Origin of the sequence: Promicromonospora sp. NPDC050880 (assembly GCF_044456525.1) — a bacterium.
Lineage (GTDB): Bacteria > Actinomycetota > Actinomycetes > Actinomycetales > Cellulomonadaceae > Promicromonospora.
In genome coordinates, this window is sequence record NZ_JBITFV010000024.1 from 1 (window position 1) to 24,576 (window position 24,576).

The 24,576-nt window shown below is 75.6% G+C and carries 16 protein-coding genes; 10 read left to right on the forward strand and 6 right to left on the reverse strand.

Annotated elements, in window-relative coordinates:
- Positions 1-12 precede the first annotated feature (12 nt).
- Both ACIBBF_RS23900 and ACIBBF_RS23905 read left to right on the forward strand, forming a co-directional pair.
- Positions 13-2,649, forward strand: coding sequence for an ABC transporter permease (locus tag ACIBBF_RS23900; protein ID WP_397418454.1), 2,637 nt, complete (start codon positions 13-15; stop codon positions 2,647-2,649).
- A 7-nt stretch (positions 2,650-2,656) separates the two neighbouring features.
- Complete coding sequence (locus tag ACIBBF_RS23905; RefSeq protein WP_397418456.1) at positions 2,657-5,260, forward strand: FtsX-like permease family protein; 2,604 nt, start codon at positions 2,657-2,659, stop codon at positions 5,258-5,260.
- Positions 5,261-5,319: 59 nt separating this feature from the next.
- Here the strand turns inward: ACIBBF_RS23905 and ACIBBF_RS23910 are convergent, their stop codons facing one another.
- Complete coding sequence (locus tag ACIBBF_RS23910; protein WP_397418458.1) at positions 5,320-6,027, reverse strand: response regulator; 708 nt, start codon at positions 6,025-6,027, stop codon at positions 5,320-5,322.
- On the reverse strand, positions 6,024-7,736 hold the full coding sequence (locus ACIBBF_RS23915; RefSeq protein WP_397418460.1) for a sensor histidine kinase: 1,713 nt from the start codon (positions 7,734-7,736) through the stop codon (positions 6,024-6,026). The genes ACIBBF_RS23910 and ACIBBF_RS23915 overlap by 4 nt, the downstream gene beginning before the upstream one ends.
- A gap of 151 nt (positions 7,737-7,887) precedes the next feature.
- Between ACIBBF_RS23915 and ACIBBF_RS23920 the strand changes: the two genes are divergently transcribed.
- From ACIBBF_RS23920 to purE, 4 genes are read left to right on the forward strand one after another with little or no spacing between them, the layout of a single operon-like run.
- On the forward strand, positions 7,888-8,571 hold the full coding sequence (locus ACIBBF_RS23920; protein ID WP_026366105.1) for a response regulator transcription factor: 684 nt from the start codon (positions 7,888-7,890) through the stop codon (positions 8,569-8,571).
- 4 nt (positions 8,572-8,575) lie between these two features.
- Positions 8,576-9,931, forward strand: coding sequence for a sensor histidine kinase (locus ACIBBF_RS23925; protein WP_397418462.1), 1,356 nt, complete (start codon positions 8,576-8,578; stop codon positions 9,929-9,931).
- 11 nt (positions 9,932-9,942) lie between these two features.
- Complete coding sequence (locus ACIBBF_RS23930) at positions 9,943-11,265, forward strand: 5-(carboxyamino)imidazole ribonucleotide synthase (RefSeq protein ID WP_397418464.1); 1,323 nt, start codon at positions 9,943-9,945, stop codon at positions 11,263-11,265.
- Entirely contained in the window at positions 11,262-11,771 is a 510-nt protein-coding gene (gene purE / locus ACIBBF_RS23935) for a 5-(carboxyamino)imidazole ribonucleotide mutase (RefSeq protein ID WP_397418466.1), read from the forward strand. Before ACIBBF_RS23930 ends, purE begins: the two co-directional genes overlap by 4 nt.
- 266 nt (positions 11,772-12,037) lie before the next feature.
- Here the strand turns inward: purE and ACIBBF_RS23940 are convergent, their stop codons facing one another.
- From ACIBBF_RS23940 to ACIBBF_RS23950, 3 genes are all read right to left on the reverse strand, one after another.
- The gene (locus ACIBBF_RS23940; protein ID WP_397418468.1) at positions 12,038-13,612 is read right to left on the reverse strand and encodes an LCP family protein; all 1,575 of its coding nucleotides are present in this window, start codon (positions 13,610-13,612) and stop codon (positions 12,038-12,040) included.
- Positions 13,613-13,614: 2 nt separating this feature from the next.
- Complete coding sequence (locus tag ACIBBF_RS23945) at positions 13,615-14,946, reverse strand: LCP family protein (RefSeq protein ID WP_397418470.1); 1,332 nt, start codon at positions 14,944-14,946, stop codon at positions 13,615-13,617.
- 75 nt (positions 14,947-15,021) lie between these two features.
- Positions 15,022-15,765, reverse strand: coding sequence for a TIGR03089 family protein (locus ACIBBF_RS23950; protein WP_397418472.1), 744 nt, complete (start codon positions 15,763-15,765; stop codon positions 15,022-15,024).
- Positions 15,766-16,031: 266 nt separating this feature from the next.
- On the opposite strand from ACIBBF_RS23950, the gene ACIBBF_RS23955 reads away from it, so the two are divergent.
- The 3 genes from ACIBBF_RS23955 to ACIBBF_RS23965 all read left to right on the forward strand — a co-directional run bounded on the left by ACIBBF_RS23955 (position 16,032) and on the right by ACIBBF_RS23965 (position 21,949).
- Complete coding sequence (locus tag ACIBBF_RS23955) at positions 16,032-16,373, forward strand: WhiB family transcriptional regulator (RefSeq protein WP_397418474.1); 342 nt, start codon at positions 16,032-16,034, stop codon at positions 16,371-16,373.
- Between the two features lie 606 nt (positions 16,374-16,979).
- The gene (locus ACIBBF_RS23960) at positions 16,980-20,333 is read left to right on the forward strand and encodes a glycosyltransferase family 2 protein (RefSeq protein WP_397418476.1); all 3,354 of its coding nucleotides are present in this window, start codon (positions 16,980-16,982) and stop codon (positions 20,331-20,333) included.
- Positions 20,330-21,949: a DUF5719 family protein gene (locus tag ACIBBF_RS23965; protein ID WP_397418478.1), complete on the forward strand. Its 1,620-nt coding sequence runs from the start codon at positions 20,330-20,332 to the stop codon at positions 21,947-21,949. Before ACIBBF_RS23960 ends, ACIBBF_RS23965 begins: the two co-directional genes overlap by 4 nt.
- A 9-nt stretch (positions 21,950-21,958) precedes the next feature.
- Here the strand turns inward: ACIBBF_RS23965 and ACIBBF_RS23970 are convergent, their stop codons facing one another.
- A complete protein-coding gene (locus ACIBBF_RS23970; protein WP_397418480.1) occupies positions 21,959-22,561 on the reverse strand; it encodes a metallopeptidase family protein in 603 nt (200 codons plus the stop codon).
- An 80-nt stretch (positions 22,562-22,641) separates the two neighbouring features.
- On the opposite strand from ACIBBF_RS23970, the gene ACIBBF_RS23975 reads away from it, so the two are divergent.
- Positions 22,642-24,348: a DUF2142 domain-containing protein gene (locus tag ACIBBF_RS23975; RefSeq protein WP_397418482.1), complete on the forward strand. Its 1,707-nt coding sequence runs from the start codon at positions 22,642-22,644 to the stop codon at positions 24,346-24,348.
- Positions 24,349-24,576 lie beyond the last annotated feature (228 nt).

Here is a 24,576-nt window from a genome sequence, read left to right on the forward strand (position 1 = left end):
AACGGGCGCGTGATGACCACCCCCACCACCCCCACCACCCGCTACCCCACCGCACGCCTCACCCTCGCCCAGATGCGCCGCAGCACCGGACGCCTGATGTCCGCGGGGGTGGCGATCACGATCGGCACCGCCTTCGTCGCGGCCACGCTGCTGGTCGGCAACGTCATCACGGGCACCACCTACGACCAGGTCGCGGCCCAGTACGCCGACTCCGACCTCGTCGTGTCCGACGACTCCGGCAGCCTCACGCCTGACGACGTCGACGCCGCGCGCGCCGTCGCGGGCGTCGCGGCGGCCGACGCGGTCCGGTCCGCCTTCACGGAGCTCAACCACGGCGGCCGGTCGATCTACCAGTCGCTCGTGGCCCAGCCCTCCGACCCGCGGCTCTCGCCGCTGGAGCTCGCGGACGGCGCGTGGCCGGCGGCCCCGGCCGACATCGCCCTGCCGGTGGACGCCGCCGAACGCCTCGGCCTCGCCGTGGGCGACACCGTCTCCTCCACCCGCTGGGTCACCGACGACGAGCCGACCGCCGCCCAGGACGGCACCGAGTACCACGACAGCCGTGAGGTCACGCAGGAGCTGACGGTCTCCGGCCTCGTCGACGACCCCCACCAGGCCTACGCCCTGAGCGGCGGGATGGGTGTCATCACCCCCGCGGCCATGGACCAGCGTCTCGCCGACGAGCTGGAGCCCGGAGCGACCGAGGCGTACCCGGCGATCGTCGTCGCGCTCGACGAGCCCGGCGACCGGGACGCGCTCGAGGCGACGCGCGACGCGCTGGCCGCGGCCGTGCCGGCGGCCGGCGACGTCATGACGACGCAGGAGTACGCCGAGGACGCCGTCGCGGGCATGTCGGGCGGCCAGAACATCGTCTTCCTCGTGTTCGTGCTGGCCTTCGCGGGTGTCGCCCTCGTGGTCGCGGGACTCGTCATCGCCAACACGTTCCAGGTGCTGGTCGCGCAGCGGTCCCGCACCCTGGCGCTGCTGCGCTGCATCGGGGCCGGCACCGGTCAGCTCTACCGCAGCGTGCTCCTGGAGGCCGTGCTCCTCGGTGTCCTGGCCTCGCTGGCCGGAGTGCTGCTCGGGAGCCTGCTGGTCCAGGCCGGGCTGCTGGTCGCGCCGTCGTTCGACCTCGGCGTGCCGCTGCCGGAGACCATCACCCCGAGCGCGTCCGTCGTGCTCCTGCCGCTCGCCGTGGGCGTGCTCGTGACCCTGGTCGCGGCGCTCACCCCGGCGCGGGCCGCCGCCCAGGTCGCCCCGCTCGCCGCGCTGCGCCCGTCGGACGCGCCGTCGCTGCGCGGCGCCGGCCGGTTCCGGGCGGTGGTGTCCGGGCTCGCCACGTTCGGCGGGCTCGCCGTCCTGGCCGGCGGCGTGGCCCTCGGCGCGGCCGGCCGCGCCGACATCGGCGTGCTCGCGGCCGTGCTGGGCGGCTCCGTGTCGCTGATCGGCGTCATCGTCGGTGCGGTGTTCTGGCTGCCCCGGGTCGCCGGCGGCATCGGCCGCCTCGTCGCCTCGGCCGGGCCCGCCGCCCGGCTCGCGGCGGCCAACACCCAGCGCAACCCGCGCCGGACGGCGGCGACGGCCACCGCGCTGCTGATCGGCGTCACGCTGGTCTCGATGATGACCACGGGCGCCGCGAGCGCCCGCGTCACCATGGACGACGAGCTCGACGCGCAGTACCCCGTCGACCTCCAGGTCGCAGCCACGTCCACCGACGACGCCGGGAACCCCGCCGTCGTGCCCGGTGCCGTGACCGACGCCGTCGAGGGCGTGGCCGGCCTGCGCGCCGTGGCCGAGGTGACCACGCTCGTCGCCGACGTCGCCGGTGACACCGGGTCCTCCGTGCTGCCGGTCGTCGCCGCGACCCCCGAGGCGTTGTCGTCGGTGCTGAGCACGCCGGACGCCGTCGCCCCGCTGCGGGGCGGCACGCTGCTGCTGCCCGAGCAGGTGGCCGAGGACTACGGTCTGGCGGGCCGTGACACGATCACGCTCACGGGCCCGGCCGGCGAGGTGACCCTGGACGTGGTCGGCAGCGACCTGCGGACCCGGCAGGCGTACCTGACGCCGCTCGACCTCGCCGGGTTCACGCCGGACGTGGGCGCGAACGCCCTGTGGGCGGCCGTGGCCGAGGGCAACGACCCCGTCGACGCCCTCGCGGACGTGCAGGACGCCGTCGCCGCGACCGAGGAGCCCGTGGAGGTGACCGGCGCCGCCGTCGAACGGCAGTCGTTCCAGCAGGTGATCGACGTGATCCTGGGCGTCGTGGTGGGGCTGCTCGCCGTGGCCGTGGTGATCGCGCTGATCGGTGTGGCCAACACGTTGTCGCTGTCCGTGATCGAGCGCACGCGGGAGAACGCGATGCTCCGCGCGATCGGGCTGTCGAAGGGGCAGCTGCGGGCGACGCTCGCGGTCGAGGGGATGCTCATCGCCGGGGTGGGTGCGGTGCTCGGCGTCGTGCTGGGCCTGGTCTACGGGTGGGCGGGCGCCACGGCGGCCCTGGGCAGCCTCGGCGAGGTGCCGGTCGTGGTGCCCTGGGCCGAGGTGGCGGTGATGCTCGGCGTCGCTCTCGTCGCGGGCCTGATCGCCTCGGTGGTACCGGCTCGCGCGGCGGTCCGTACCCGCCCCGTCGCGGCGCTGGCGGCGGAGTAGGCCGACCATGGCCACCGGCACGGCCACCTCTCCGTCCGTCCGCCTCGCCCTCGGGCAGATGCGCCGCAGCGTGGGCCGTCTGGCCGCCGCGGGCACCGCCGTCGTCATCGGCACCGCGTTCGTGACCGCCACGTTGCTGGCGGGCGGGATCGTCACCCGCACCACGTACGAGCAGGTGGCCGCGCAGTACGCCGACGCCGACCTCGTCGTCTTCGACAGCGCCGGCACCCTGACGCGGGCCGACGTCGAGGCGGTGCGGGCGGTCGACGGCGTGGCGGCGGCGGACGGGCTGCGCGGTACCTACGCGGAGCTCAACCACGACGGGCGGACGGTGTACCAGTCGTTGCTGGCGGCGCCGTCCGACCCGCGGCTCTCGCCGCTCGTGCTCGCCCGCGGGACGTGGCCCGACCGGGCGGACCGCATCGCGCTGCCCGTGGACGTCGCGCGGCTCTTCGGCGTCGGTGTCGGTGACACGGTCTCCTCGACCCGCTGGCTGCCGGGCGCCAAGCCGGCCATGGACGAGAACGGTCCGGAGCACGACGGCGGCCGGGCGGGTGCCGAGCGGCTGACGGTGTCCGGCCTGGTGGAGGACCCGCTGCGGGCCTACGCGGCGAGCGGCGGTGTCGCCGTCGTCTCGCCGGCCGCGCTGGAGCGGAGGCTCGCGGGCGAGGCGGGCGGGACGGTGCCGGGCCTGCGGACCGTGGTGGTCGCCCTCGCCGAGCCGGCCGGGGCAGCGGCCGTCGCGGCCGCGCGGGACGCGCTCGCGGCGGCGGTGCCGTCGGCGACCGGCGTGACCACGCCCGAGGCCTATGCCGAGGACGTGGTCGCGGGGATCTCGGACGGTCAGAACATCATCTTCCTCGTCTTCGTCCTGGCGCTGGCGGGCGTGTCCCTCGTGGTCTCGGGCCTGGTCATCGCCAACACGTTCCAGGTGCTGGTCGCCCAGCGTGCGCGGACCCTGGCGCTGCTGCGGTGCGTCGGCGCGAGCACCGGTCAGGTCTACCGCACGGTGCTGCTGGAGGCGGCGGTGGTCGGCGTCGTCGCATCGGTCGTGGGGCTGGCCGCCGGGTCCCTGTTCGTGCAGGCGGGTCTGCTGGTCGCGCCGGCCTTCGACCTCGGCGTGGCGCTGCCCCGGACGATCTCCCTGAGCGCGCCCGTGCTGCTCCTGCCGTTCGCCGTGGGCCTGCTGGTCACCCTCCTGGCGGCGCTGGCGCCCGCGCGCGCCGCCTCCCGGGTGGCCCCGCTCGCGGCGCTGTCCCCGGACGTCCGGCCCGACCCCCGCGGGGTCGGCCGCGCCCGGTCGGCGTTCGCGGGGATCGCGGGCGTGGGCGGGCTGGCGCTGCTGGTCGCCGGGGTCGCCCTCGGGATGTCGGGCCGGATCGACGTCGGGCTGTTCGCCGCGGTGCTCGGCGGTTCCATGTCGCTCGTGGGCGTCGTCGCGGGCTCGGTCTTCTGGCTGCCGCGGGTCGCGGCCGGGCTCGGCCGCCTGGTGGACGTCGCCGGGCCTGCGGCCCGCCTGGCCTCGGCCAACGCGCTGCGCAACCCGCGTCGCACGGCGGCGACCTCCACCGCGCTGCTCGTCGGCGTCACCCTGGTCTCGATGATGACCACGGGCGCCGCGAGTGCCCGCGTCACCATGGACCACCAGCTCGACTCGCGGTTCCCGGTCGACCTCCAGGTCGCGGGCATGACGCCGGCCCTCGGCGTGGGCGCGCCGGTGCGGACCGCCCTGGACGGCGTCGACGGCGTGCGGTCCACGGCCGAGGTCACCACCCTGTCCGCCCGGCGGGCCGACGGCGGGGCGCGCGTCCCGGTCGCCGCCGTCGACCCGGAGGCGCTGCGGTCGGTGCTGAACACGCCGGGCGACGCCACCCGGCTCCGGCCCGGTGTCGTCGTGGTGCCGGAGCGGGTCGCGACCGCGCACGGGCTGCAGGGCCGGGACACCCTGACGCTGAGGGGAGGCGCGGGCACGGTGACGCTGGACGTCGTGCACACCGGCACGCTCTCGGACCGGGCCTACCTGACGCCGCAGGACCTCGCGGCCTTCGCCCCGGGCCGGGCCGCCGACCAGGTCTGGGCCGGCGTCGACGACGACCACGACGCCGCCGCGGTGGTCGCGGCGGCGCAGCGGGCGGTCTCCGCCACGGGCGAGGCGGTGTCCGTGACCGGGATCGTCGCGGAGCGGGACTCCTACCAGCGGATCGTCGACGTGATCCTCGGGATCGTGGTGGGGCTGCTCGCCGTGGCCGTGGTGATCGCGCTGATCGGCGTGGCCAACACGCTGTCGCTGTCCGTCGTGGAGCGCACGCGGGAGAACGCCGTGCTGCGGGCGATCGGGCTGTCCAAGGCGCAGCTGCGGGCCACCCTCGCCATCGAGGGCATGGTGATCTCCGGGGTGGGTGCCGTGCTCGGCATCGTGCTGGGCCTGGTCTACGGGTGGGCGGGCGCCGCGACCGCGCTGTCGACGCTGGGCGAGGTGCCGTTGGTGGTCCCGTGGCCGGCCGTCGGCACGGTCGCCGTGACCGCGCTGGTGGCAGGCCTGGTCGCGTCGGTGGCCCCGGCCCGCGCGGCCACCCGCACGGCGCCGGTCACGGCGCTGTCGGCCCGCTGAGGGGCGGCCGCCCGGGAGCTGCGCCTCGGGAGGCTGGTTCGGGAGGCTGGTTCGGGACGTCAGGTACCGGGGCGGACCAGGCCGGTCTCGTAGGCCGTGACCACGGCCTGGACGCGGTCGCGGGCGTCGAGCTTGGCCAGGATGCGGCCCACGTGGGTCTTGACCGTCGCCTCGGCCACGAACAGGTCCGCGGCGATCTCCGTGTTCGACCGTCCCCGCGCCATGAGCACCAGGACCTCGCGCTCGCGGCCCGTCAGGCCCGCCAGCGCCTCCTGCGGGCCTGCGGCCTCCTCCGGAGGCAGCGCGGTGACCAGGCGTTCCATGAGCCGCCTCGTGGACGACGGCGCGATCACCGCGTCCCCCTGGTGCACCGTGCGGATCGCGGTGAGCAGCTCCTCCGGCTGGGCGTCCTTGAGCAGGAAGCCGCTGGCCCCGGCCCGGATCGCGTCGAGCACGTACTCGTCCAGGTCGAACGTCGTCAGCACCACCACGCGGGGGTCGCCCGCGGCGGCGCGGCCGCCGTCGGCCAGGAGCGCCCGCGTGGCGGACAGCCCGTCCATCCCCGGCATGCGCACGTCCATCAGCACGACGTCGGACGCCGTCGCGCCGAGCAGGCGCAGCGCGTCCCGGCCGTCGTCGGCCTCGACCACCACCTGGAGGTCGGGCTGCGAGTCGATGACCATGCGCAGGCCCGCGCGGACCAGGGGCTGGTCGTCGACCAGCGCGACGCGCACGGGTCCGTCGGGGGTGCCGGTGGGCTGGGTCATCGTGCTCCTCGTGTGTCGTGCAGGTCGGTGCCGGGGGTGTCAGGGGTCGGGCGGTCGTTCGGGTCGCCGGGGTCGCCGGTAGCGCCGGGGGCAGGGCCGCCGGCCGCGGCGTCCGCCGTGCCCGGGGAGCCCGCCGTGCCCGGGGAGCCCGCCGTGCCCGGGGAGCCCGCGGCGCCCGGGGAGCTTGCGGCGCCCGCGACGTCCGCAGGGTCGGCCGGGGCCGGCCGCTCCGGTGCCGGGTCCCCGGGTGCCGCGTCGCCCGGGGACCCGGGGACGGCCGCCCGCACGTCCCGGCCGGGCTCCTCGCCCGTTCCCGCGGCGAACGAGCTCACGGACGCCCGCGGGATCGGCACCACGAACCGGACCGAGAAGCCGCCGCCCCGGCGGGGCCCCGCCGAGAGCGTGCCACCGAACATCTCGGCGCGCTCGCGCATGCCGAGCAGGCCGTACCCCGGGGCGGGCGCGGGCTCGTCGGGGGCGGCGGAGCCGTCGGCCGCCAGGCCGCGGCCGTCGTCGTCCACGCGCAGCTCCACCTCCTCCTCGCCCCAGCGCACCAGCACGGTGACGGCGGGCCGGGGGCCGGCGTGCTTGCGCACGTTGGTGAGCGACTCCTGGCAGACGCGGTACAGGGTGAGCCCCACGCCGGGCGGCAGCCGGCGCTCCACCCCGACCCGGGCCCAGGAGACCCGCATGCCGTCGTCGCGGGCCTGCTCGACGAGCCGGCCGATGTCGGCGGCGTCGGGCTGCGGGCGCAGCGGGGCGGCCGTGCCAGGGGTCTCGGCGCGGCCGGCTGCCGTGCCGCCCGGGGTGCCGGGACGAGTGCGTGCGCCGGCGTCGGCTGCCGGGAGGCGACCCGGGCCGGCCGCCGGCCCCCCGCTCGCGCGCACCCCGGAACCCCGGGCCGGCGCGCCGTCGGGTGCGACCAGGCCCAGCGGGGTCATGGCGCTCGGCTGGTCGTCGCGCAGCACGCCGAGCAGCCGCCGCATGTCCGCCAGTGCTGCCCGCCCTGTCTCGGCGATGGTGCCCAGCGAGCGCTGCGCGGCCGCGGGGTCCGCGGCGGCGGCGTACCGGCCGCCGTCGGCCTGGGCGATGATGACGGACAGGGAGTGGGCCACGATGTCGTGCATCTCGCGGGCGATGCGGGCGCGCTCGGCGGCGGTCGCGATCTGCGCCTGCTGGTCGCGCTCGATCTCCAGACGTTCGGCGCGGTCGCGCATGGCCAGGAGCATCGTGCGGCGCGAGCGGCGCACCAGGCCGAACGCGAAGGACGCCGCGAGGATCGCCAGCGTGGGGACGGTCAGGAACAGGCTCTCGGGGGCCACCGCGACCGAGAGGCCGAGTGCCACCGCGCCGATCACGGCCAGGCCGGCGGCCGTCAGGTAGGCCCGCCGGGAGCCGTAGACCGTGACGCAGTAGACCGACACGACCACGACGGCGTCGGCGGCGATGACCGGGAGGTCGAACACCCACAGCTGCACCATGCAGGCGACGAAGACGGCGGCGGCCGAGGTGAAGGGGCGCGTGCGGCACCAGGGGAGCGGGGCGAGCACCAGGAGCGAGGCCACGACGATCGACGTGGGGTCGAAACGCTGGGCGTAGAGGGACAGCGCACCCGGTATCGCCACGAGGGCCGCCAGAAGGGTGAGCCCGAGGTCCATGAGGAACCGATACCGTTCCGACCACTGCGCCCACCGCTCGTACCACCCCATGCAGGTCAGCGTAGGTCGAACCGTTGCGCGGGCGCGTCATACCGTGGTAGCACTTGCGCCATGGCCACCTCAGCCGAAAGGATTCGGTGGGCGGTCATCACATCGGTGTCAGGATGGCGCCGTAGCGTCGGTTATGCCCTACGATGGCGAAATGACTCACGTACTCCTAGCCGAGGACGACCCGGCCATTGCCGAGCCGTTGGCACGAGCGCTCTCCCGTGAGGGTTACGACGTCGTCGTGCAAGGAACCGGCAAAGGTGCGATCGAGAGCTCGACCGGTGCGGACATCGTCGTTCTGGACCTGGGCCTTCCCGACATGGACGGGCTCGATGTCGCGCGCGAGATCAGGGCCAACGGCCTCACCGTGCCCGTCCTGGTGCTGACCGCCCGCGCCGACGAGGTCGACCTCGTCGTGGGCCTCGACGCCGGGGCCGACGACTACGTCACCAAGCCGTTCCGCCTGGCCGAGCTCCTCGCGCGCGTGCGGGCGCTGCTGCGCCGCTCGCACGGCGAGACCGGCGAGGAGGAGGAGCTGCACGCGCAGGACGTCCGCGTCGACGTCTCCGCGCACCGCGCGTTCCAGGGCGACCGCGAGCTGCACCTGACCACCAAGGAGTTCGACCTGCTGCGCGTGCTCGTGCAGAACGCCGGCTCCGTGGTGGTCCGGGACACCCTCATGCGCGACGTCTGGGGCTCGGACCCGGTCGGCTCGACCAAGACCCTCGACATGCACGTGTCGTGGCTGCGCCGCAAGCTCGGCGACGACGCGAACGCGCCGCGCTACGTCTCCACGGTGCGCGGTCTCGGCTTCCGCTTCGAGATCGGGGCGAGCTAGCCAGATGCGCGCCCGCGTACTGCAGGCGACCATCGCCGCGGTGGCGGTAGCCGTCCTGCTCCTGGGCATCCCGCTCGCGATCTTCGGTGCCCGGTACATCTACGACCAAGAGGTCCAGCGGGTCGAGACCCGGGCGCAGGACCTGCTGACCTCTGCCGTCAACTCCTACGAGCGCAACCGCTCGGCCGCCGAGGCCGGCTTCGTCGACCAGTCCGTGCTGGACCGGGCCGTCCAGCCGCAGCCCAACGACATCGTCGCGTACGTGACGGTGAACCAGCCGAACGGCGAGCAGCTCGTCTCGGGCGAGCCCGTGGTCGGTGCCACCATCGACCGGGGGCTCGCCTCCGAGGAGCAGCCCGTCATGGGCGTGGTCATCTCCGTGTCGGCCTGGCCCGCGTACATCAAGGCGATCAACGTCGTGGTGCTCGTCGTGTTCGGCAGCGTCGGAGCCTTCGCCGCGGGTGCCGTGACGGCCGCGTGGCAGGCCAACCGGCTGGCACAGCCCTTCGTGTACCTGGCCGCCTCGGCGGAGCAGCTCGGCGCGGGACAGGTGCGCCCACGGCTCGACCCCTCCGGCGTCGAGGAGATCGACCTGGTGGCGGCCGAGCTCGCCCGCAGCTCCGACCGGCTCGCGGCCCGGCTCGCGGTGGAACGGCAGTTCACCTCCGACGCCTCGCACCAGCTCCGCACACCGCTCACCGCGCTGACGATGCGCCTGGAGGAGATCACGCTCACCTCCAGCGAGCCCGAGGTGCAGGAGGAGGCCCGGATCTCGCTCGAGCAGGTCGAGCGGCTGGTCGGCGTGGTCGACGACCTGCTCGCCCGGTCGCGGCGCGCGCAGGGCGGTACCACGGAGTCCGTCGACGTCGCGGTGCTGTTCCTCCAGCAGGAGGAGGAGTGGCGCGAGTCGTTCGAACGGGCCGACCGCCACCTGAACGTCGAGGACTCCGGCGGGGCGCGCGTCCTGGCCACCCCGGGTGCCCTGGCGCAGGTGCTGTCCACCCTGCTGGAGAACTCGCTCAAGCATGGCGGCGGCACCACCACGCTGCGGATCCGCGAGGGCCAGCGGGGCGCCATGGCCATCGAGGTCACGGACGAGGGCGAGGGCGTGCCCGAGGACATGGCGGGCAAGATCTTCGAGCGCGGCGTCACGTCCGGTGCCGGCACGGGCCTGGGGCTCGCCCTGGCGCGGGACCTCGTCGCGGCCGACGGCGGCAACCTCCAGCTCACGCAGCGCACGCCCCCGGTGTTCTCGGTGTTCCTGTCGGGCGTGCCCAAGACGCTCGACCCGCACCAGGTGCTGCCGGTCGGGTCGAAGATCTCGACCCTCGGTCAGAAGAAGGGCCGCGGGCGCCGGTAGGCTTCACCGACGTGAGTGCACCACAGATCCGTGAGTCCGGGCCGCCCGTCGTGGCCGTCGTGGGAGGCGGGCAGCTCGCCCGCATGATGGCGCCGGCCGCCGGGGAGCTCGGCATCCGGCTGCGGGTGCTGGTGGAGGACCCGGCGTCCTCCGCCGCCCAGGTGGTCACCGACGCGCCCGTGGGCATCGCCTCCGACGAGGCCGCGATCCGCTCGCTCATCGCCCCCGCCACCGGGCAAGCGGCGTCCGTGCTGACGTTCGAGCACGAGCACGTGCCGAACGCCCTGCTCACGGACCTGATCGAGCACGGCACGCCCGTACGGCCCGGACCGCACGCGCTGGTGCAGGCCCAGGACAAGATCGTCATGCGGCAGCGGCTCACCGAGCTCGGCGTGCCGTGCCCGCGGTGGGCGCCGCTGCCGGCGTCGTCCCCCGAGGAAGGGCGGGCCGCCCTGGCGGCCTTCCTCGACGAGGTGGGCGGCAGCGCCGTCGTGAAGACCTCGCGCGGCGGGTACGACGGCAAGGGCGTCCGGGTGGTCACGTCCCCCGACGACGTCGCCGACTGGTTCGCTGCAGTGGCCGACGGCGGGCCGCAGCTGCTCGTCGAGGAGAAGGTGCCCTTCACCCGCGAGCTGGCGGCCCTGGTGGCCCGGCGCCCGTCGGGCGAGGTGCGGGCCTGGCCGGTCGTGGAGTCGATCCAGCGCGACGGCGTCTGCTCCGAGGTGATCGCGCCCGCACCCGGCCTGTCCGCCGCGCTCGACGCCCGGGCTCGCGAGATCGCCACCACCGTGGCCGAGGGGCTCGACGTGACCGGCGTGCTGGCCGTCGAGATGTTCGAGGTGCCCGGCCCGGACGGGACGCCGACGGTGCTCGTCAACGAGCTCGCGATGCGCCCCCACAACAGCGGGCACTGGACCATCGACGGTGCCGTGACCAGCCAGTTCGAGCAGCACCTGCGCGCCGTGCTGGACCTGCCGCTGGGTGCCACCGAGCCGACGGCGACCTGGACGGTCATGGCCAACGTGCTGGGATCCACGCTGGACGAGCTCACCGACGCCCTGCCGGGAGTGCTCGCCGCGTACCCCGAGGCGCGCGTCAACCTGTACGGCAAGGGCGTGCGGCCGGGCCGCAAGCTGGGCCACGTGAACGTGAGCGGCGCCGACCTGGAGTCGGTGCGGGCTCGTGCCGCGGCGGCCGCCGCGCTGCTGCGCGGCGAGGAGACGCCCGCGGGGAGCGCGGGCAGCACCTCGGCGGGCGGCGCGACCGGCACCGAGTCGGACGAGACCACCGGCGGCGAGGCCGCAGGTACCACCGAGGAGAGGGCGAACGCATGAGCACCACCCCGCAGGTCGGCATCGTCATGGGATCGGACTCCGACTGGCCCGTCATGCGGGCCGCCGCCGAGGTGCTGGGCGAGTTCGGGGTGCCGGTCGAGGTCGACGTCGTCTCGGCACACCGCATGCCCACCGAGATGATCGACTACGGCCGCGACGCCGCGGGCCGCGGGCTGCGGGCGATCATCGCGGGCGCGGGCGGCGCGGCGCACCTGCCCGGCATGCTGGCGTCCGTGACGCCGCTGCCCGTGATCGGGGTGCCGGTGCCGCTGAAGTACCTCGACGGCATGGACTCGCTGCTGTCGATCGTGCAGATGCCGGCGGGCGTGCCGGTGGCGACGGTGTCGATCGGCGGGGCGCGCAACGCGGGCCTGCTGGCGGCGCGGATCCTGGCCTCGGGCACGGACGCCGAGGCGAAGGTGCTGCGGGAGCGCATGGAGGCGTTCCAGGCGGAGCTGAGCGAGGCCGCGCACGCCAAGGGCGCCAACCTCCGCGCCCAGCTCTGACACTGGTCAGAACGCCTGCGCCTGCGTCTACGAGTTCGGTTCGCTGCGGCGCCTGCGTCTACGAGTTCGGTCTGCTGCGGCGCCTGCGTCTACGAGTTCGGTCCGCTGCGATACCCGCACCAACGACTTCGGTCCGTTGTCGGGGGGGGGGGGGGGGGGGGGGGGGGCCGCCCGCCCCCCCCCCCCCCCCCCCCCCCCCCCCCCCCCCGCACCGAAGTGAAAAGGCTCAGTCCATCAAGAGACCGAACGTGCCCGCCGGAGGGCCGTCAGGAGCCCGGCACGCCTCCGACCTTCTCGCCCGGCTGGTACTCGCCGTCCCGGACCTTCGCCCAGAACTCGCCGGTCTTCGTGTCGTCCAGCAGCACGGCAGAGGCGCCGGTGGGCGTCCGGTAGCCGATCGTGGCGATCGGCGGGGTGCCGGTCACGCCGTCGTCGCCGTTGGCGGTCCGGAAGGCCAGGCCGAGCATCGCGATGTCGATGATGCCGCTGTCGGTGTCGGTCACCACGGCCGCCAGGCCGGCGTCGGCGAGGCCCACCTGGTTCACCGGGTTGAGCAGCACCGCGGGGTCCGCGACCTTCTTGCCGATCTGCGCGATGACCTGCTGCTGACGCTCGGCGCGGCCGATGTCGCCCTTCGGGTCGGCGTAGCGCATCCGGGAGAACGCCAGCGCCGTCTTTCCGTCCGCGACGTGGCAGCCCTTGGTCCACTTGAGCTTCGACTTCACGTCGTGCACGTCGTAGTCGAGGCACAGTCGCACGCCGCCGACGGCGTCCACGACGCCCGAGACGCCGCCGAAGCCGACCTCGACGTAGTGGTCCACGGTGAGCCCGGTGAGCGTCTCGACGGCCTTGACCAGCATCGGCGCGCCGCCGTAGGAGTACGCGGCGTTGATCTTGTTGCTTCCCGAGCCGTCGGGCATCTCCGCCCAGGTGTCGCGCGGGATCGAGATGAGCGCCACCGGCCCCGACCGCGGCTTGTGCAGCAGCATGATCGTGTCCGTGCGGGCACCCGACGTGGAGTCGTCGATGCCGCCGCTGCCGCGCGCGTCCGAACCCGCGAGGAGGTACGTCGTACCGGGCGTGCCCTCGGCGCCCGACAGCGCCTCGACGTGCTGGATCTTGCCGTTGGCCCAGATCAGGAGACCGATCGGCCAGGCGAGCACGGCCAGCAGCACCAGCACCGCGATGACGCCGGCCACGCGGCCCTTGCGGATGCGGATGGTGCCGCCGCCCCGGCCGCGACCGCCCGAGGCGAGCGCACCGGCGGGGTAGTTCCCGCCACGGCCGCCGCCACCGCCGACGGCGGGACGCGGCGCGCTGCGCACCGGCGTCGGACGGACGGGGCCTGCGCTCGCGCGGACCGGGCGGCCCGGCGGGATGGACTGCGGGGGCTGACCGCCGCCCCCCGGCGGCACCGCCCGCGGCGGGATGGACCGGGGCGGGGCCCCGGCCTCGTTCCGCGCGGGCATCCCCGACCGCCGCGGCGGGACGGGCGGGGGAGTGTTGCGCTGGCCGGACACCGGTACCTCCCGGGAGGACTGTCTACGGATTCGTGGTTCGCTGCGGCCCCCGTCGGAGCCTTCCGGCCGTCCGATGCGGTGAGCACCACCGACGCCGGGGATCCCGACGCCTGGCGTCTCCGCGTTCGCGGGGCCGCCCTTGCTCGGCGCCGCGCCCGGGAGGGTCCGCGGACGCTCGCCCGTGTCACCCACCGGGATGGCGTCGTCCGCGCCCGGCCGCCCGCTCGCGCCCTGGGGCGTGAAGCTGGGCGGTATCCGGACGCGCGTCACGTCGTCGTCGGCCTCGCGGGCCGAACGGTTCGACGTCCTGGGATCTGACATGGCTAACCGCAGACCTTGGTGGTGTCAGCGCCGGTGAAGGCCTCTTCGCCGGCCTGCTTGATCACGGTGGACGACGGCGAGGGCTCGGGCGTGCCGGCCCCGGCGTCCGTGTCCGTCTCCGTGCCTGTCTCCGTGTCGCTCTCGTCCGCGCCCGCGGCGCCCTCGCCGCCCGTGCCGCCCTCGGACGGGGACGCCGACGGCGATGCCGACGCCGTGTCCGGGTCGTAGTCCAGGGGCCGGTCGTGCTTGACGTTGTCCCACAGGGTCGTGGCCTCGTCCGTCCACACCACGTTCGCCGCGTTGTTCGGGTCGTACACGTTGGGGACGGTCATGAACGTGATCGTGTCAGGCCGCACGTTGCGCATCGAGTAGGCCAACCCGGCGAGTCCGTCGATGCTGGCCAGCTCCTCGTTCATGGTGAGAGAGCCCGTCACCGCGTTGAGGAACCCGAGCGTCTTGGAGGGGTTGGTCAGCACCTCCTGGCTCAGCACCTTGCGGGCGAGCGACGCCATGACCTCCTGCTGCCGGCCGATGCGGCCCAGGTCGGACCCGTCACCGAGGCCCTGGCCGGTCCGGGCGCGTGCGTAGTCGAGTGCCTTCACACCCTTGAGGAGGTGCGTACCGGGCTCCAGGGACAGGTGGTTGGCCTTCTCCGAGTAGATGGCCTCCTCGACGCACACCTCGACGCCGCCCACGGCGTCGATCATCGAGGAGAAGCCGGCGAAGTCGACCACGATGAAACCGTCCATGAAGACGCCGGTGAGCGACTCGATCGTCTTGACGGTGCACAGGGCGCCGTCGGCGACGCCGCCACCGGCCTGCACGCCCTGGGAGAACGCGGCGTTGAACTTGGTGCCGTACAGCTCGGCGGTGGTCGCGCCCTCCTGGGTGGTGCACGACGGGACGTCCACGGTCGAGTCGCGCGGGATCGAGACCATCTCGACCCGGGAGCGGTCGCCCGAGATGTGCATGACCAGCGTGGTGTCCGAGCGGGCGCCCATCTCCCCGCCGCCGGCGAGGCCGCCGTTGTCGCCGTCGCGCGAGTCGCTGCCCATGACCACGATGTTCAGCGGCGTCCCCGCGTTCGGGTCCTGCGGCAGTACCACCTCGGGGCGGTCCGAGCCCAGCGCCGTCATCCCGGCGGTGTCGATGTTTCCCGTCAGCCGGGTCACGGCCGTCGCGCCGCCGACCACGCCGAGCACGAGCACCCCGACGAGGACCAGACCGACCGTGCGAGCAGCGCCGCCCGACGCGTTCAGCACGCGGGCATGCGACGGCCCCTTGGTGGGATTCGTCGCACCCGGGGCGCTGAGGTCAGGAAATGTCACGGCCATTGATCCTAGGGGTTGGGTGTTGCACGGCGGCGCACCGCCGGGGGGCGGACCGTAGAGGGTTCGTGGAGAAGCCCTCTAACCACGCCGCCACTCGGCCTGTTCGCTGCTCAGCAGCCGGGTTCGGCGTGATTCGTCCCCGTCCAGCTCCGTCGCGGTGGCCGCGGACACGAGGACGGCGGAGCCGCCGCCCGCCCAGATCCTCAGCAGGTCGCGCAGCACGTCCGCCACGGCCCCGCGCCCGTCCACGACCACGCGTGCGCCGTCCCCGGCCTCGGGGACGAGCTCCTTGTGCCCGACGGCGCCCGCCGCGGTCACCAGTGCCTCCCGGCCCGGGTCGACCTCCTGCACCCAGCCGATCACGTCGCCGTACGTCATCACGGCCGACGCCGCGTCGATCGCGCCGGCCGGCAGGTCGCCGTCGTACCGCCGGGCGAGCGCGGGCAGGGAGACGACGACGAGGTCGGCCCCGGCGTCCGCCCAGCGGTGCGGGGCGTCGGTGACCACGACGTCCGGGTCGGTCCCGGCGTCGGGCAGCGCCACCGTCGCGCCCGTGCGCCAGGCGGCCAGTGCCCACACGGCCGTGCGCCAGTGCACCGGCAGGTCGACGACGACGCCGGTACCGGGGGCGGCGTCGAACTCCTCGACGAGGAGGTTGACGGTCTTGCTCGCCCAGTTGGCCAGGACGGCGCCGGACAGCTCGACCCGTTCACCGTCGTCGCCGTACCAGGTGAGACGCGGGCGGCCGCCGTCTGCGGCGAGGCGGGCCAGGAGCGAGGCGACGTCGGGCACAGGGCCGCCGCTGCGGGACGCGATCTGCATGCGGCCACCCTACGAGGGCTCCGGGCGTGTCGACGCGCCGGAGGGTGAAAAGACTGGGGAGGGGTGAGACGTACGCCACGACCTGCGGAAGGACTCGTGAATTACTCGTGGAACGGCCGGGCGATAGCACAATTCCGCTTGACGACTCCAGGCGACACGCGTGTAATTCCATGTATGCAGTTTTCGTAGCGCATACGCAACGGGGCCTGGAAGCTGCAGGTCCGGCGAGGCCCCGGAGCACGGAACACGGCATGAAGGGGCACGTCATGTGGAACATTCTGGAATCGGACGTGGAGTTCCCGACTGACGCCGAGAACAAGCCGGCGCCGGTGGCCCCGGTGCTCCCGCTCTTCGGCGAGCTGTTCGAGCTGACCGAGCCGGACGAGTCGTTGCTCGGCTGGCAGGAGCGCGCCCTGTGCGCGCAGACCGACCCTGAGGCCTTCTTCCCGGAGAAGGGCGGGTCCACCCGCGAGGCGAAGAAGGTCTGCTCCGGCTGCGAGGTCCGGGCAGAGTGCCTCGACTACGCGCTGGAGAACGACGAGCGGTTCGGTATCTGGGGCGGTCTCTCGGAGCGCGAGCGCCGCAAGCTCAAGCGCCGGGCTGTCTAGGAGCTGATACCTCGGGCTGGTGGGCCCGGGGGCCTGGTGGGTCTCATGGGTCTGGTAAGCCTGGTGGGCCTGGTGGGCGGGCGCCCTGGGTGGCTGGGCGCCCTCATTCGGTCCGTTGCACCGCTCCGGACGCCGTCTTCGGTCCGCTGCCGCCAGATCGGTCCATCGCCGGACCGATGTCGAGGCGACCGACCGAACTCGTAGGGCTGCCAGGTGCAGGGGACCGATGTCATCGGCCTGGCGCCTCGCGCCGCAGCCCCGCGCCCCCAGCCGCCTGCCTCGCGCTACAGCCCGCAGCCAGCAGCCAGCAGCCAGCAGCCAGCAGCTGGCGCCGGCCGCCGGCACTCTGACGCCCGGCACTCTGACGCCCGGCACTCTGACGCCCGGCACTCTGACGCCCGGCACTCTGACGCCCGGCACCCTGACGCCCGCGGTGGAGCTGTTCCTCCTGCCGCCGGCCGCGAGTGCACCAGGCGCTGCGCCCGTACAGGTGCGGAGCCTGCCTGGTGTCGGCGCCGACCGGGCCGTGCACCCGCGCAGACCTGGACCCGCGTCCGGCGCGTCTGCGGCGTGTCGGCGGCGACGCGCCGCATGATGTGAAGCGAGATGAGCGCTCCACGTACCGACAGCCTGTCGGCTCCCAGCCCCGACCGTGGCCCCGACGAGGCCGCGGCAGCGCCGGTGTGGGCCAAGGTCCCGGCGCGGACCGCCGCCCCTGCGCCGGTGGCCGTCACGGTGACGGCCGTCGTCGTGACACGCGGCAGCAGCCCCTACCTCGGTGCCACGCTGGCCGCGCTGCGCGCGCAGTCCCGCACGCCGGACGACGTGGTGGTGGTCGACGTCGACACCGCCCCGGCCACGTCGGGCCACCAGGACCTGCAGCTCGGCGGCGCGCGCTACGTGGCGGGTGCCGGCGCCCGCACCTTCGGTGAGGCGGTCGAGGCGGCGCTGGCCGCGACCGGCGCCCCCGAGCACGGCTGGCTGTGGCTGCTGCACGACGACTCCGCCCCCGCGCCCGGTGCGCTCGCCGCGCTGACCCGCGCCGTCGAGCACTCGAACGTCGTGGCCGTCGCGGGCTGCAAGCAGCGCCGGTGGGAGACGGGGCCGGACGGTGCCCCGCTCGACCCCGGACTCTCCGACCGCGGGGTGCTCGTCGAGGTGGGGCACACGGTGTCGCCGCTGGGCCGCCGCATGACCGGGATCGACGACACCGAGATCGACCAGGGCCAGCACGACGCGCGCGAGGACGTGCTCGCCGTCGGGCTCGCGGGCGCGCTGGTGCGTGCCTCGGTGTGGCGTCAGGTCGGGGGTACCGACCCGGCGTACGGCCAGCTCGGTGACTCCACCGACTTCTGCCTGCGGGTGCGGCTCGCAGGGCACCGTGTCGTGGTGGTGCCCGACGCCGTGGTGCGGCACGCCCAGGTCTCCCTGCACGCTCCCGGGTCGTCCGGCGCGCGCCGACGCAGCCAGCTCTACCTGCGCCTGACGTCGGTGGCGCCCTGGATCCTGCCGTTCGCCATGCTGGCGATGGTCGCGTGGGCGCCGTTCGCCGCGGGCTACCGGCTCGCGATGAAGCGGCCCGACCGGGCCCGGGACGAGCTGCTCGCCCCGCTGTGGGCGGTCTTCCGGCTGGGGCCGCTGCTGCGGGCCCGGCGCCGGATCGCGCGGACGTCGACGGTGCCGCGGAGCGTGCTGCGCCCGCTGCTCGGCACCTGGCGCGAGGTGGCTGCGGAGCGCCGCGACCGGCGGCTCGCGCGCGGCGAGGCCCACCGCGTGGAGGATGCGCTGTCCGACCTGGAGCAGGCCGAGCTGCGGGCCCTGGCGGTCCGGCGCCGTGCCGGGCTGGCCGTGGTCGTGGTGGGCGCCCTGGGCCTGGCCGCGACGCTGTTCGGTCCCGCGCTCGGTGCTCTCGCCTCCGGCGGACGGCTGGTCGGCGGGGCCCTGCTCCCGGCCGGCGGCACGACGGCGACCACCTGGTGGGCCGCCACGTCCGGCTGGGTGCGCGACGGGCTCGGCGCGGCCGCCCCGGCGGACCCCCTGCTGCTCGTGCTGTCCGGGCTCTCGGTGCTCACGGGCGGCTCCCTGCAGGACGCCGTGGACGGCGTGCTGCTGTTCGCCCTCCCGCTGGCCGCCGTGGGCGCCTGGGCCGCCGCGGGCACCGTGACCCGCTCGGTGTGGCTGCGGGTGCTGGCGGCGCTCGCGTGGACCGTCGCCCCGGCGTTCCTCGGTGCGCTGGACGGCGGGCTGCTGGGCGCGGTGCTGGCGCACGCGTTGCTGCCGTGGACCGCCGTGGCGCTCGTCCGGGCCGTCGGCGTGCAGGCCGTCGACCGGCTCACACCCCCCGAGGGAGCGCTGTCGGCTCCCCGGTCGTCGCGGGCCGCCGGCTCGCTGGGTGCGGCCGGTGCGGGCGGACTGCTGCTGGCCTGCGTCGTCGCGGGCGCGCCCGCGCTGCTGCCCGCCGCCGTGCTCGTGCTCGCCGGGGCGGTGCTCGTGGCCCCCCGCCGCCGGACCTGGTTGGCGCTCACGCCGGTGCCGGCCCTCGTGGTGGGTGCGCCGCTGTGGTGGACGGCACTGCGGGACGGCAACCGGGGACTCCTGACGGCCGAGCCGCTGGCCGGCTCGGGCGTTCCCGCGCCCGGCGACGCGTCGGGCCTGGAGCTGCTGCTCGGTCTGCCGTCCGCACCGGCGCCCTGGTTCGACGTGCCCGACGGCGACGGCCCGGCCCTCGTCGCGCTCCGCGCGGTGGTGGCGGCGGGCCCCTGGGTGGCGGGCGGACTGGTGCTGGCCCTGGCGCTGCTCGGCCTGCTGGCCGCGCTGCTGGGCATCGGCCGCCGGCGGGCCGGCCCGACGGCGCGCCGCGTCACGGGCACGACCCTGATGGGCTGGCTGGTCGCGGCGGCGGGCCTCGCCGTCGCGGTGCTCGCGCAGGGCGACGGCCGGTGGTCCGGACCCGGGCTGTCCCTGCTGCTCCTCGGCCTCGGCGGTGCGGCCCTCGCGGGGGCGACGGCGGTCGTGGCACAGCGCACCCGCCTGAGCGGATTCCCCGGGGCGGCGGTCCGCGTGGGGGTGACGGTGCTGGCAGTGACCGGGCTCGTGCTCCCCGTGACGCAGGCGGCCGCGTGGCTGGTCGGTTCGGGCAGCGTCGCGGCAGGCGGCCGCAGCGCGCTGCTGCACGTCTCGACCGAGCCGGTGGTGCCCGCCGTCGGACAGCAGATGCAGGCGCCGCCGCGGCAGGCCCGCGTGCTGGAGATCGGCTTCTCCCCTGAAAGCGACGGCACGGTCCGGTACGCGCTCCTGCGGGCCGACGGGTCACAGCTCGCCGACGCCGCCGTCGCGGCGCGGGCCGCCGCAGACGGTGCGTCGGACGGCGCCGCGGCCGAGGCCCTCGACGCCGCAGTCGCGGAGCTGGTGTCCGGCACGACCGACGGGGTGCCGGAGCAGCTGGCCGGCCTCGGCGTCGGTGCGGTGCAGGTGCGGTCGGGCGACGCGGCCGAGGAGCGGGACGCCGCCGTCGGCGACCTCGTGGCCACGCTCGACATGGTGCCCGGCATGAGCCGGGTGACCGAGGGGCAGGCCGTGTCGGTGTGGCGGGTGTCGCCCGCGGACGAGCCCGCGCCCGGCTGGGCCCGGCTGGCCGAGGGCGGCGTGACCCGGCAGGTGCTGGAGTCGGCCGGCACGGAGGTCCGCACGGACGTCGCGCCGGGCGGCGCGGACCGGACCGTCGTGCTCGCGGAGGCCGCGGGCTCCGGCTGGCACGCGACCCTCGACGGGCGCCGGCTCGAACCGGTGCCCCCGGAGGACACGGCGGGGAGGCAGGCGTTCGACCTCGGGCCGGACGCCGGGCACCTCGTGGTCCGCTACGAGGCACCGCACCGCACGGCCTGGCTCGTGCTCACGACGTTCACACTGGTGGTCTTCGCCCTGCTGGCCCTGCCGGTGGGACGCAGGAGGGTCCGATGACGCGCAGGACGACGAAGCGCAGGAAGCTGACCGTGCCGCCCGCGGCCCGGCGTGCGGCGGCCGCGACGGGCGCCCTGCTGTGCGCGATGGCCGTCGCCGCGCTCGCGGTGACCGACGGCACGGTCGGGCCGGGTCCGGCCGTGGCCGACCCGGGCGACGGTGCGCGTGCCGTCCCCGTGGCGGCCGCGGAGACCGGGCTGGTCTGCCCGCAGCCGGCGGAGCTGGAGCAGCCCGACGTGGGCGACGACCAGTTCAGCGCGACCCCGGTGGAGACCAGCACGTCGCTGGCCGCCGTCGCGCTGGACGGCGCCGACCCCGCGCTGACCACGCTCGACGGGGCGGAGACCGGGGACCTCACCGGCCCGCTGGAGGTCGGCGACGCCGCTGCGGTGCGTACGGGCCAGGTGCCCGACGCGCGCCTGCTGCGCGTCACCCCGGGCGGCGCGACCTACGCCACGGGCACCGTGGCGTCCGTGACGACCGACGGTGACCTGCGCGGCATGGTCGCCGGACCGTGCGCGGAGCCCGCCGTCGAGCACTGGCTCGTGGGTGGCAGCACCGCGGTCGGCTCGAGCGGGCGGCTGGTGCTGCAGAACCCCGGCCGCACCCCCGCCACCGTGGCCCTGGAGGCCTGGGGCGCCTCCGGGCCCGTGGCGCTCGGTGGCCAGGCGCTCGTCGTCGTGCCGCCGGGGGAGCAGGTCGTGACCATGCTGGAGGCCGTCGCGCCCGACCAGAGCCGGCTCGCGCTGCACGTCACCGCGGAGGGCGGGCGCGTGGGCGCGTACGTGCAGCACCACCGGATCGACGGGCTGCTGCCCGCGGGGGCGGACCTCGTCGTGGGCGGGGGCGCGCCGGCCGCGACGACCGCGGTGTCCGGCGTCGTCAGCACGGGCGAGGCCGTCGACGACCCGCACGCCCCGCGGCTCGACCTGCTGGCGCCCGGGGACCGGTCCGGTACGGCACGCCTCGCGGTGCTCGGCGCCGACGGCCCCGTCCGCCTGCGCGGCGGCGAGGAGGTGGCCCTGGAGCCCGGCAAGATCACCACCCTGCCGCTGGGCGGGCTGCCCGAGGGCGCGTACACGGTGGTCGTGGACGCGGACGTGCCGGTGGTGGCCGGTGCCGCCGTCGACCGCCGGGGCATGCCCGCACGCGACGCGGTCGTCGACGGCGACCCGTACGACCGCGCCTGGCTCCCCGGTCAGGCGGTGCCGTCCGACGGCGTCGTGGCCGACGGTGTCGTCGCCGTCCCGCAGGACGCCGCGTACGAGCTGGCGCTGGCCGGCGTGCCCGGCGAGCGTGACCCGGACCGTATCGACGACGTCGAGGGCAGCACGGAGGTCGGGCTGCGTGGCATCGGGCCGGACGGCGCCGAGGCGTGGTCGCAGACCGTCGAGGTGCCCACGGGGCAGACGGTCACGCTGGACGGTGCGGACCTGGGCGACCTTGGCGAGACGGTGGCGGTGGTCGCGGAGCAGCCCGCGGACCAGCCGGGCGTGGTCTGGTCGGTGACGCTGTCGGACGCCGGGGCGCCGTCGCTGTTCTCGGTGCTGAACCCGGCCGCGCCGCTCGCCTCGGGCGACGAGGTGCGGGTGCGGCGCGTGGACGCGGTGGGCTGACGCGGTGGGCTAGGACCGGTCGCCGAAGTTCGGGTCGATCTCCTCCGGGGTGCGCGCCAGCATGTGCGCCACCTGTTCCACCACGACGTCGCGGACCAGGTCGGCGAGGTCCTCCTGGTCGAAGGCGCGCACCTCGACGGGACGGCGGTAGACCACCACGCGCCCGGGGCGGCCCGCCTCGGCGGGGAAGAAGCGGCCGAGCAGCACGCCGCCGTCCTCCCACGGGGCCGGGTCCGACGGCGGCACGTCCTCGACCGCGAACTCCGTGCCGCGCAGGTGCGCGGCCCAGGTGCGGTCGAGGTCCTCGACGACGTCGAGCACGAGGTCGTCGAACCGCTGCGCGCGCGTGCGGTGCGCCGGTGCGCCGGGCGGGAGCAGCGGGCCGCGCAGCCCCCGGCCGCGCCGGTCACGACGCCGGGGCCGGACGGCGTCGCCCTCGCCGTCGGGCCGGGTGGCGGCCAGCCGCAGCAGGTCCGCCTGCGAGGCCTTGGGGATGCCGGCCGCCGGGCCACCGGGCGTGCTCGCGGCGCTGCCGGAGGAACCAGACGAACCGCCCGAGGCGGGGCCGCGACCGGACCGTCGGTTGCGGCCGCGAGGTGAGAACGGAGGCACGTACCGACGATACGTCGAATCCGCCCCGCTCCGGCTCACCTCTCGCGCGCCGCGCGGACAGGAGCCCATATCCTGAGGCGGTGCGCGACGACACCGCCGAGGCGACGTACCGCCGGGCGCTCGCCCTGATCACCGTGCTCGTCGCCCTGGTGGGCGCGGTGTGGGCGGTGCTGACGCCCGCGTTCCGCGCACCCGACGAGCCGCAGCACGTCAACAGCGTGCTCCGGCTGGCGTACGGGGGCGGCTGGCCCGCCGCCGGCGAGGCGCTCGTGGGCCCCGCCGTCGACGCGGCGCGGGAGCAGGCGGCGCTGGCCACGGACGTACCCGGCCGGCACCTCGACCGCGCCGAGCTGCCGCCGTTCGTCGACGTGCCGCCCGTCCCCGACGCGCAGCGCGGCACGGTGACCGCGGAAAACGCCCTCGCCGACCCGTTGCCGCCCGGCACCGGGACGCGGCACCTGCCCACCGACGTCGTCGACCAGATGACCCAGCACCCGCCGCTCTACTACGCGCTCGCCGCGGGGGTGCTGCACGTGACCGGCACGGCCGAGGCCCGCTGGGACCTCCAGCTCCTGACGCTTCGGCTGTTCGACGTCGTGCTCCTGCTTCCCCTGCCGCTGCTGACCGCCGGGGCCGCCCGCCGTCTGCTGGCCCGGCGTGCGGACGGCGGGCGCGCGGCCGCGCTGGTGGCGGCGTCGTTCACGCTGTTCGTGCCGCAGGTGGGGCACATCCTGGGCAGCGTCACCAACGACGCGCTCGTGACGCTCAGCGGTGCGGCAACGGCCTACCTGTGCGCCCGGGTGGTGACGGGCGACGTGCGGTGGCGCACGGCGGCGGGGCTCGGGACGGTGGTCGGGGTCGGGCTGCTGACCAAGGTCATGGCGGCCTTCGCACTGCCGATGGTGGTGGCCGCCTTCGCGCTGGCGGCCGGCCCCCGCGGACGCCGGGCAGCGGGCGTGCTCGTCGCGGGCGCCGTCGCGCTCGCCGTCGGCGGCTGGTGGTGGGTGCGCAACCTGGTCGTGCTGGGGACGGTGCAACCCGTCGGCATCCCGGACCGGTTCCCCGACGACGCGGAGCCGAACGGCCCCTGGTACTTCGTGCGGACCGTGGTGACGAGCCTGACCCGGTCGTTCTTCGGCAACTTCGGCTGGCTGGAGGTCCGGCTGCCCGACGCCGTGTTCTGGACCGCCGCCGTCGTGGTCGCGGTTCTGTGCGCGCTGGCCGTGGCCCGCGGCCCGGCACGGCGGGGAACGGCCGTGCTGCTGCTGCAGCCGGTGGCGCTCTGGTGCGGCGTCGTGGCCAACGCGTGGCCTGACTACGCGGCACACGGCTGGATCTCCGCCGTGCAGGGCCGCTACCTGTTCGCCGGCCTCCTGGCGCTCGGCGTGGCGACGGCCCTCGGTCTGGGCACGCTGCTCGGCCCGCGGCTGCGCGCCGCGGTGCCCTCGGTCGTCGGCACGGGCGCGGTCGCGGCGTCAGCCGGCCTGGCCTACGGGTTCTGGGGCTTCTACCAGGGACCGGACCGGACGGTGGCCGACGCCGCGGTCCGCTGGGCCGGGTGGAGCCCCCTGACCTGGCCTCAGCTCGTGCTGGTCGGCGCCGTGGGCGTGGTCGTCGCGGTCGCGGCCGTGCTGGCGGCGGTGCGGTTCTCCCGGGTGGTGCCGGACGTGCCGGACCATCCGCGCCCGCCGGCGGTCCGCGTGACCGAGACGGTGACGGCCACGCCGAGCACCAGTCCGGCGACCAGCAGCACGACGAGCGTGCCCGCCGGGAAGGCGTACCAGTAGCCGACGGCGGCGACGGCCCGGCCGAGCGCGTCCAGGCCGCCGTCCTCCGGCATCCAGTACAGGCGCCAGGTGTCGATCTGGTAGGTCAGGTGCAGGGCGGCGGCCAGCACCAGCAGGGCCAGGGGCACGGTCCGGCGCAGCCGCGGGCGCAGCACGGCCGCGCCCGCCACGGCGACGACCCCCAGCCCCACGAGGCCGGTGAACAGGTACCGGCCCTGCATGGCCGCC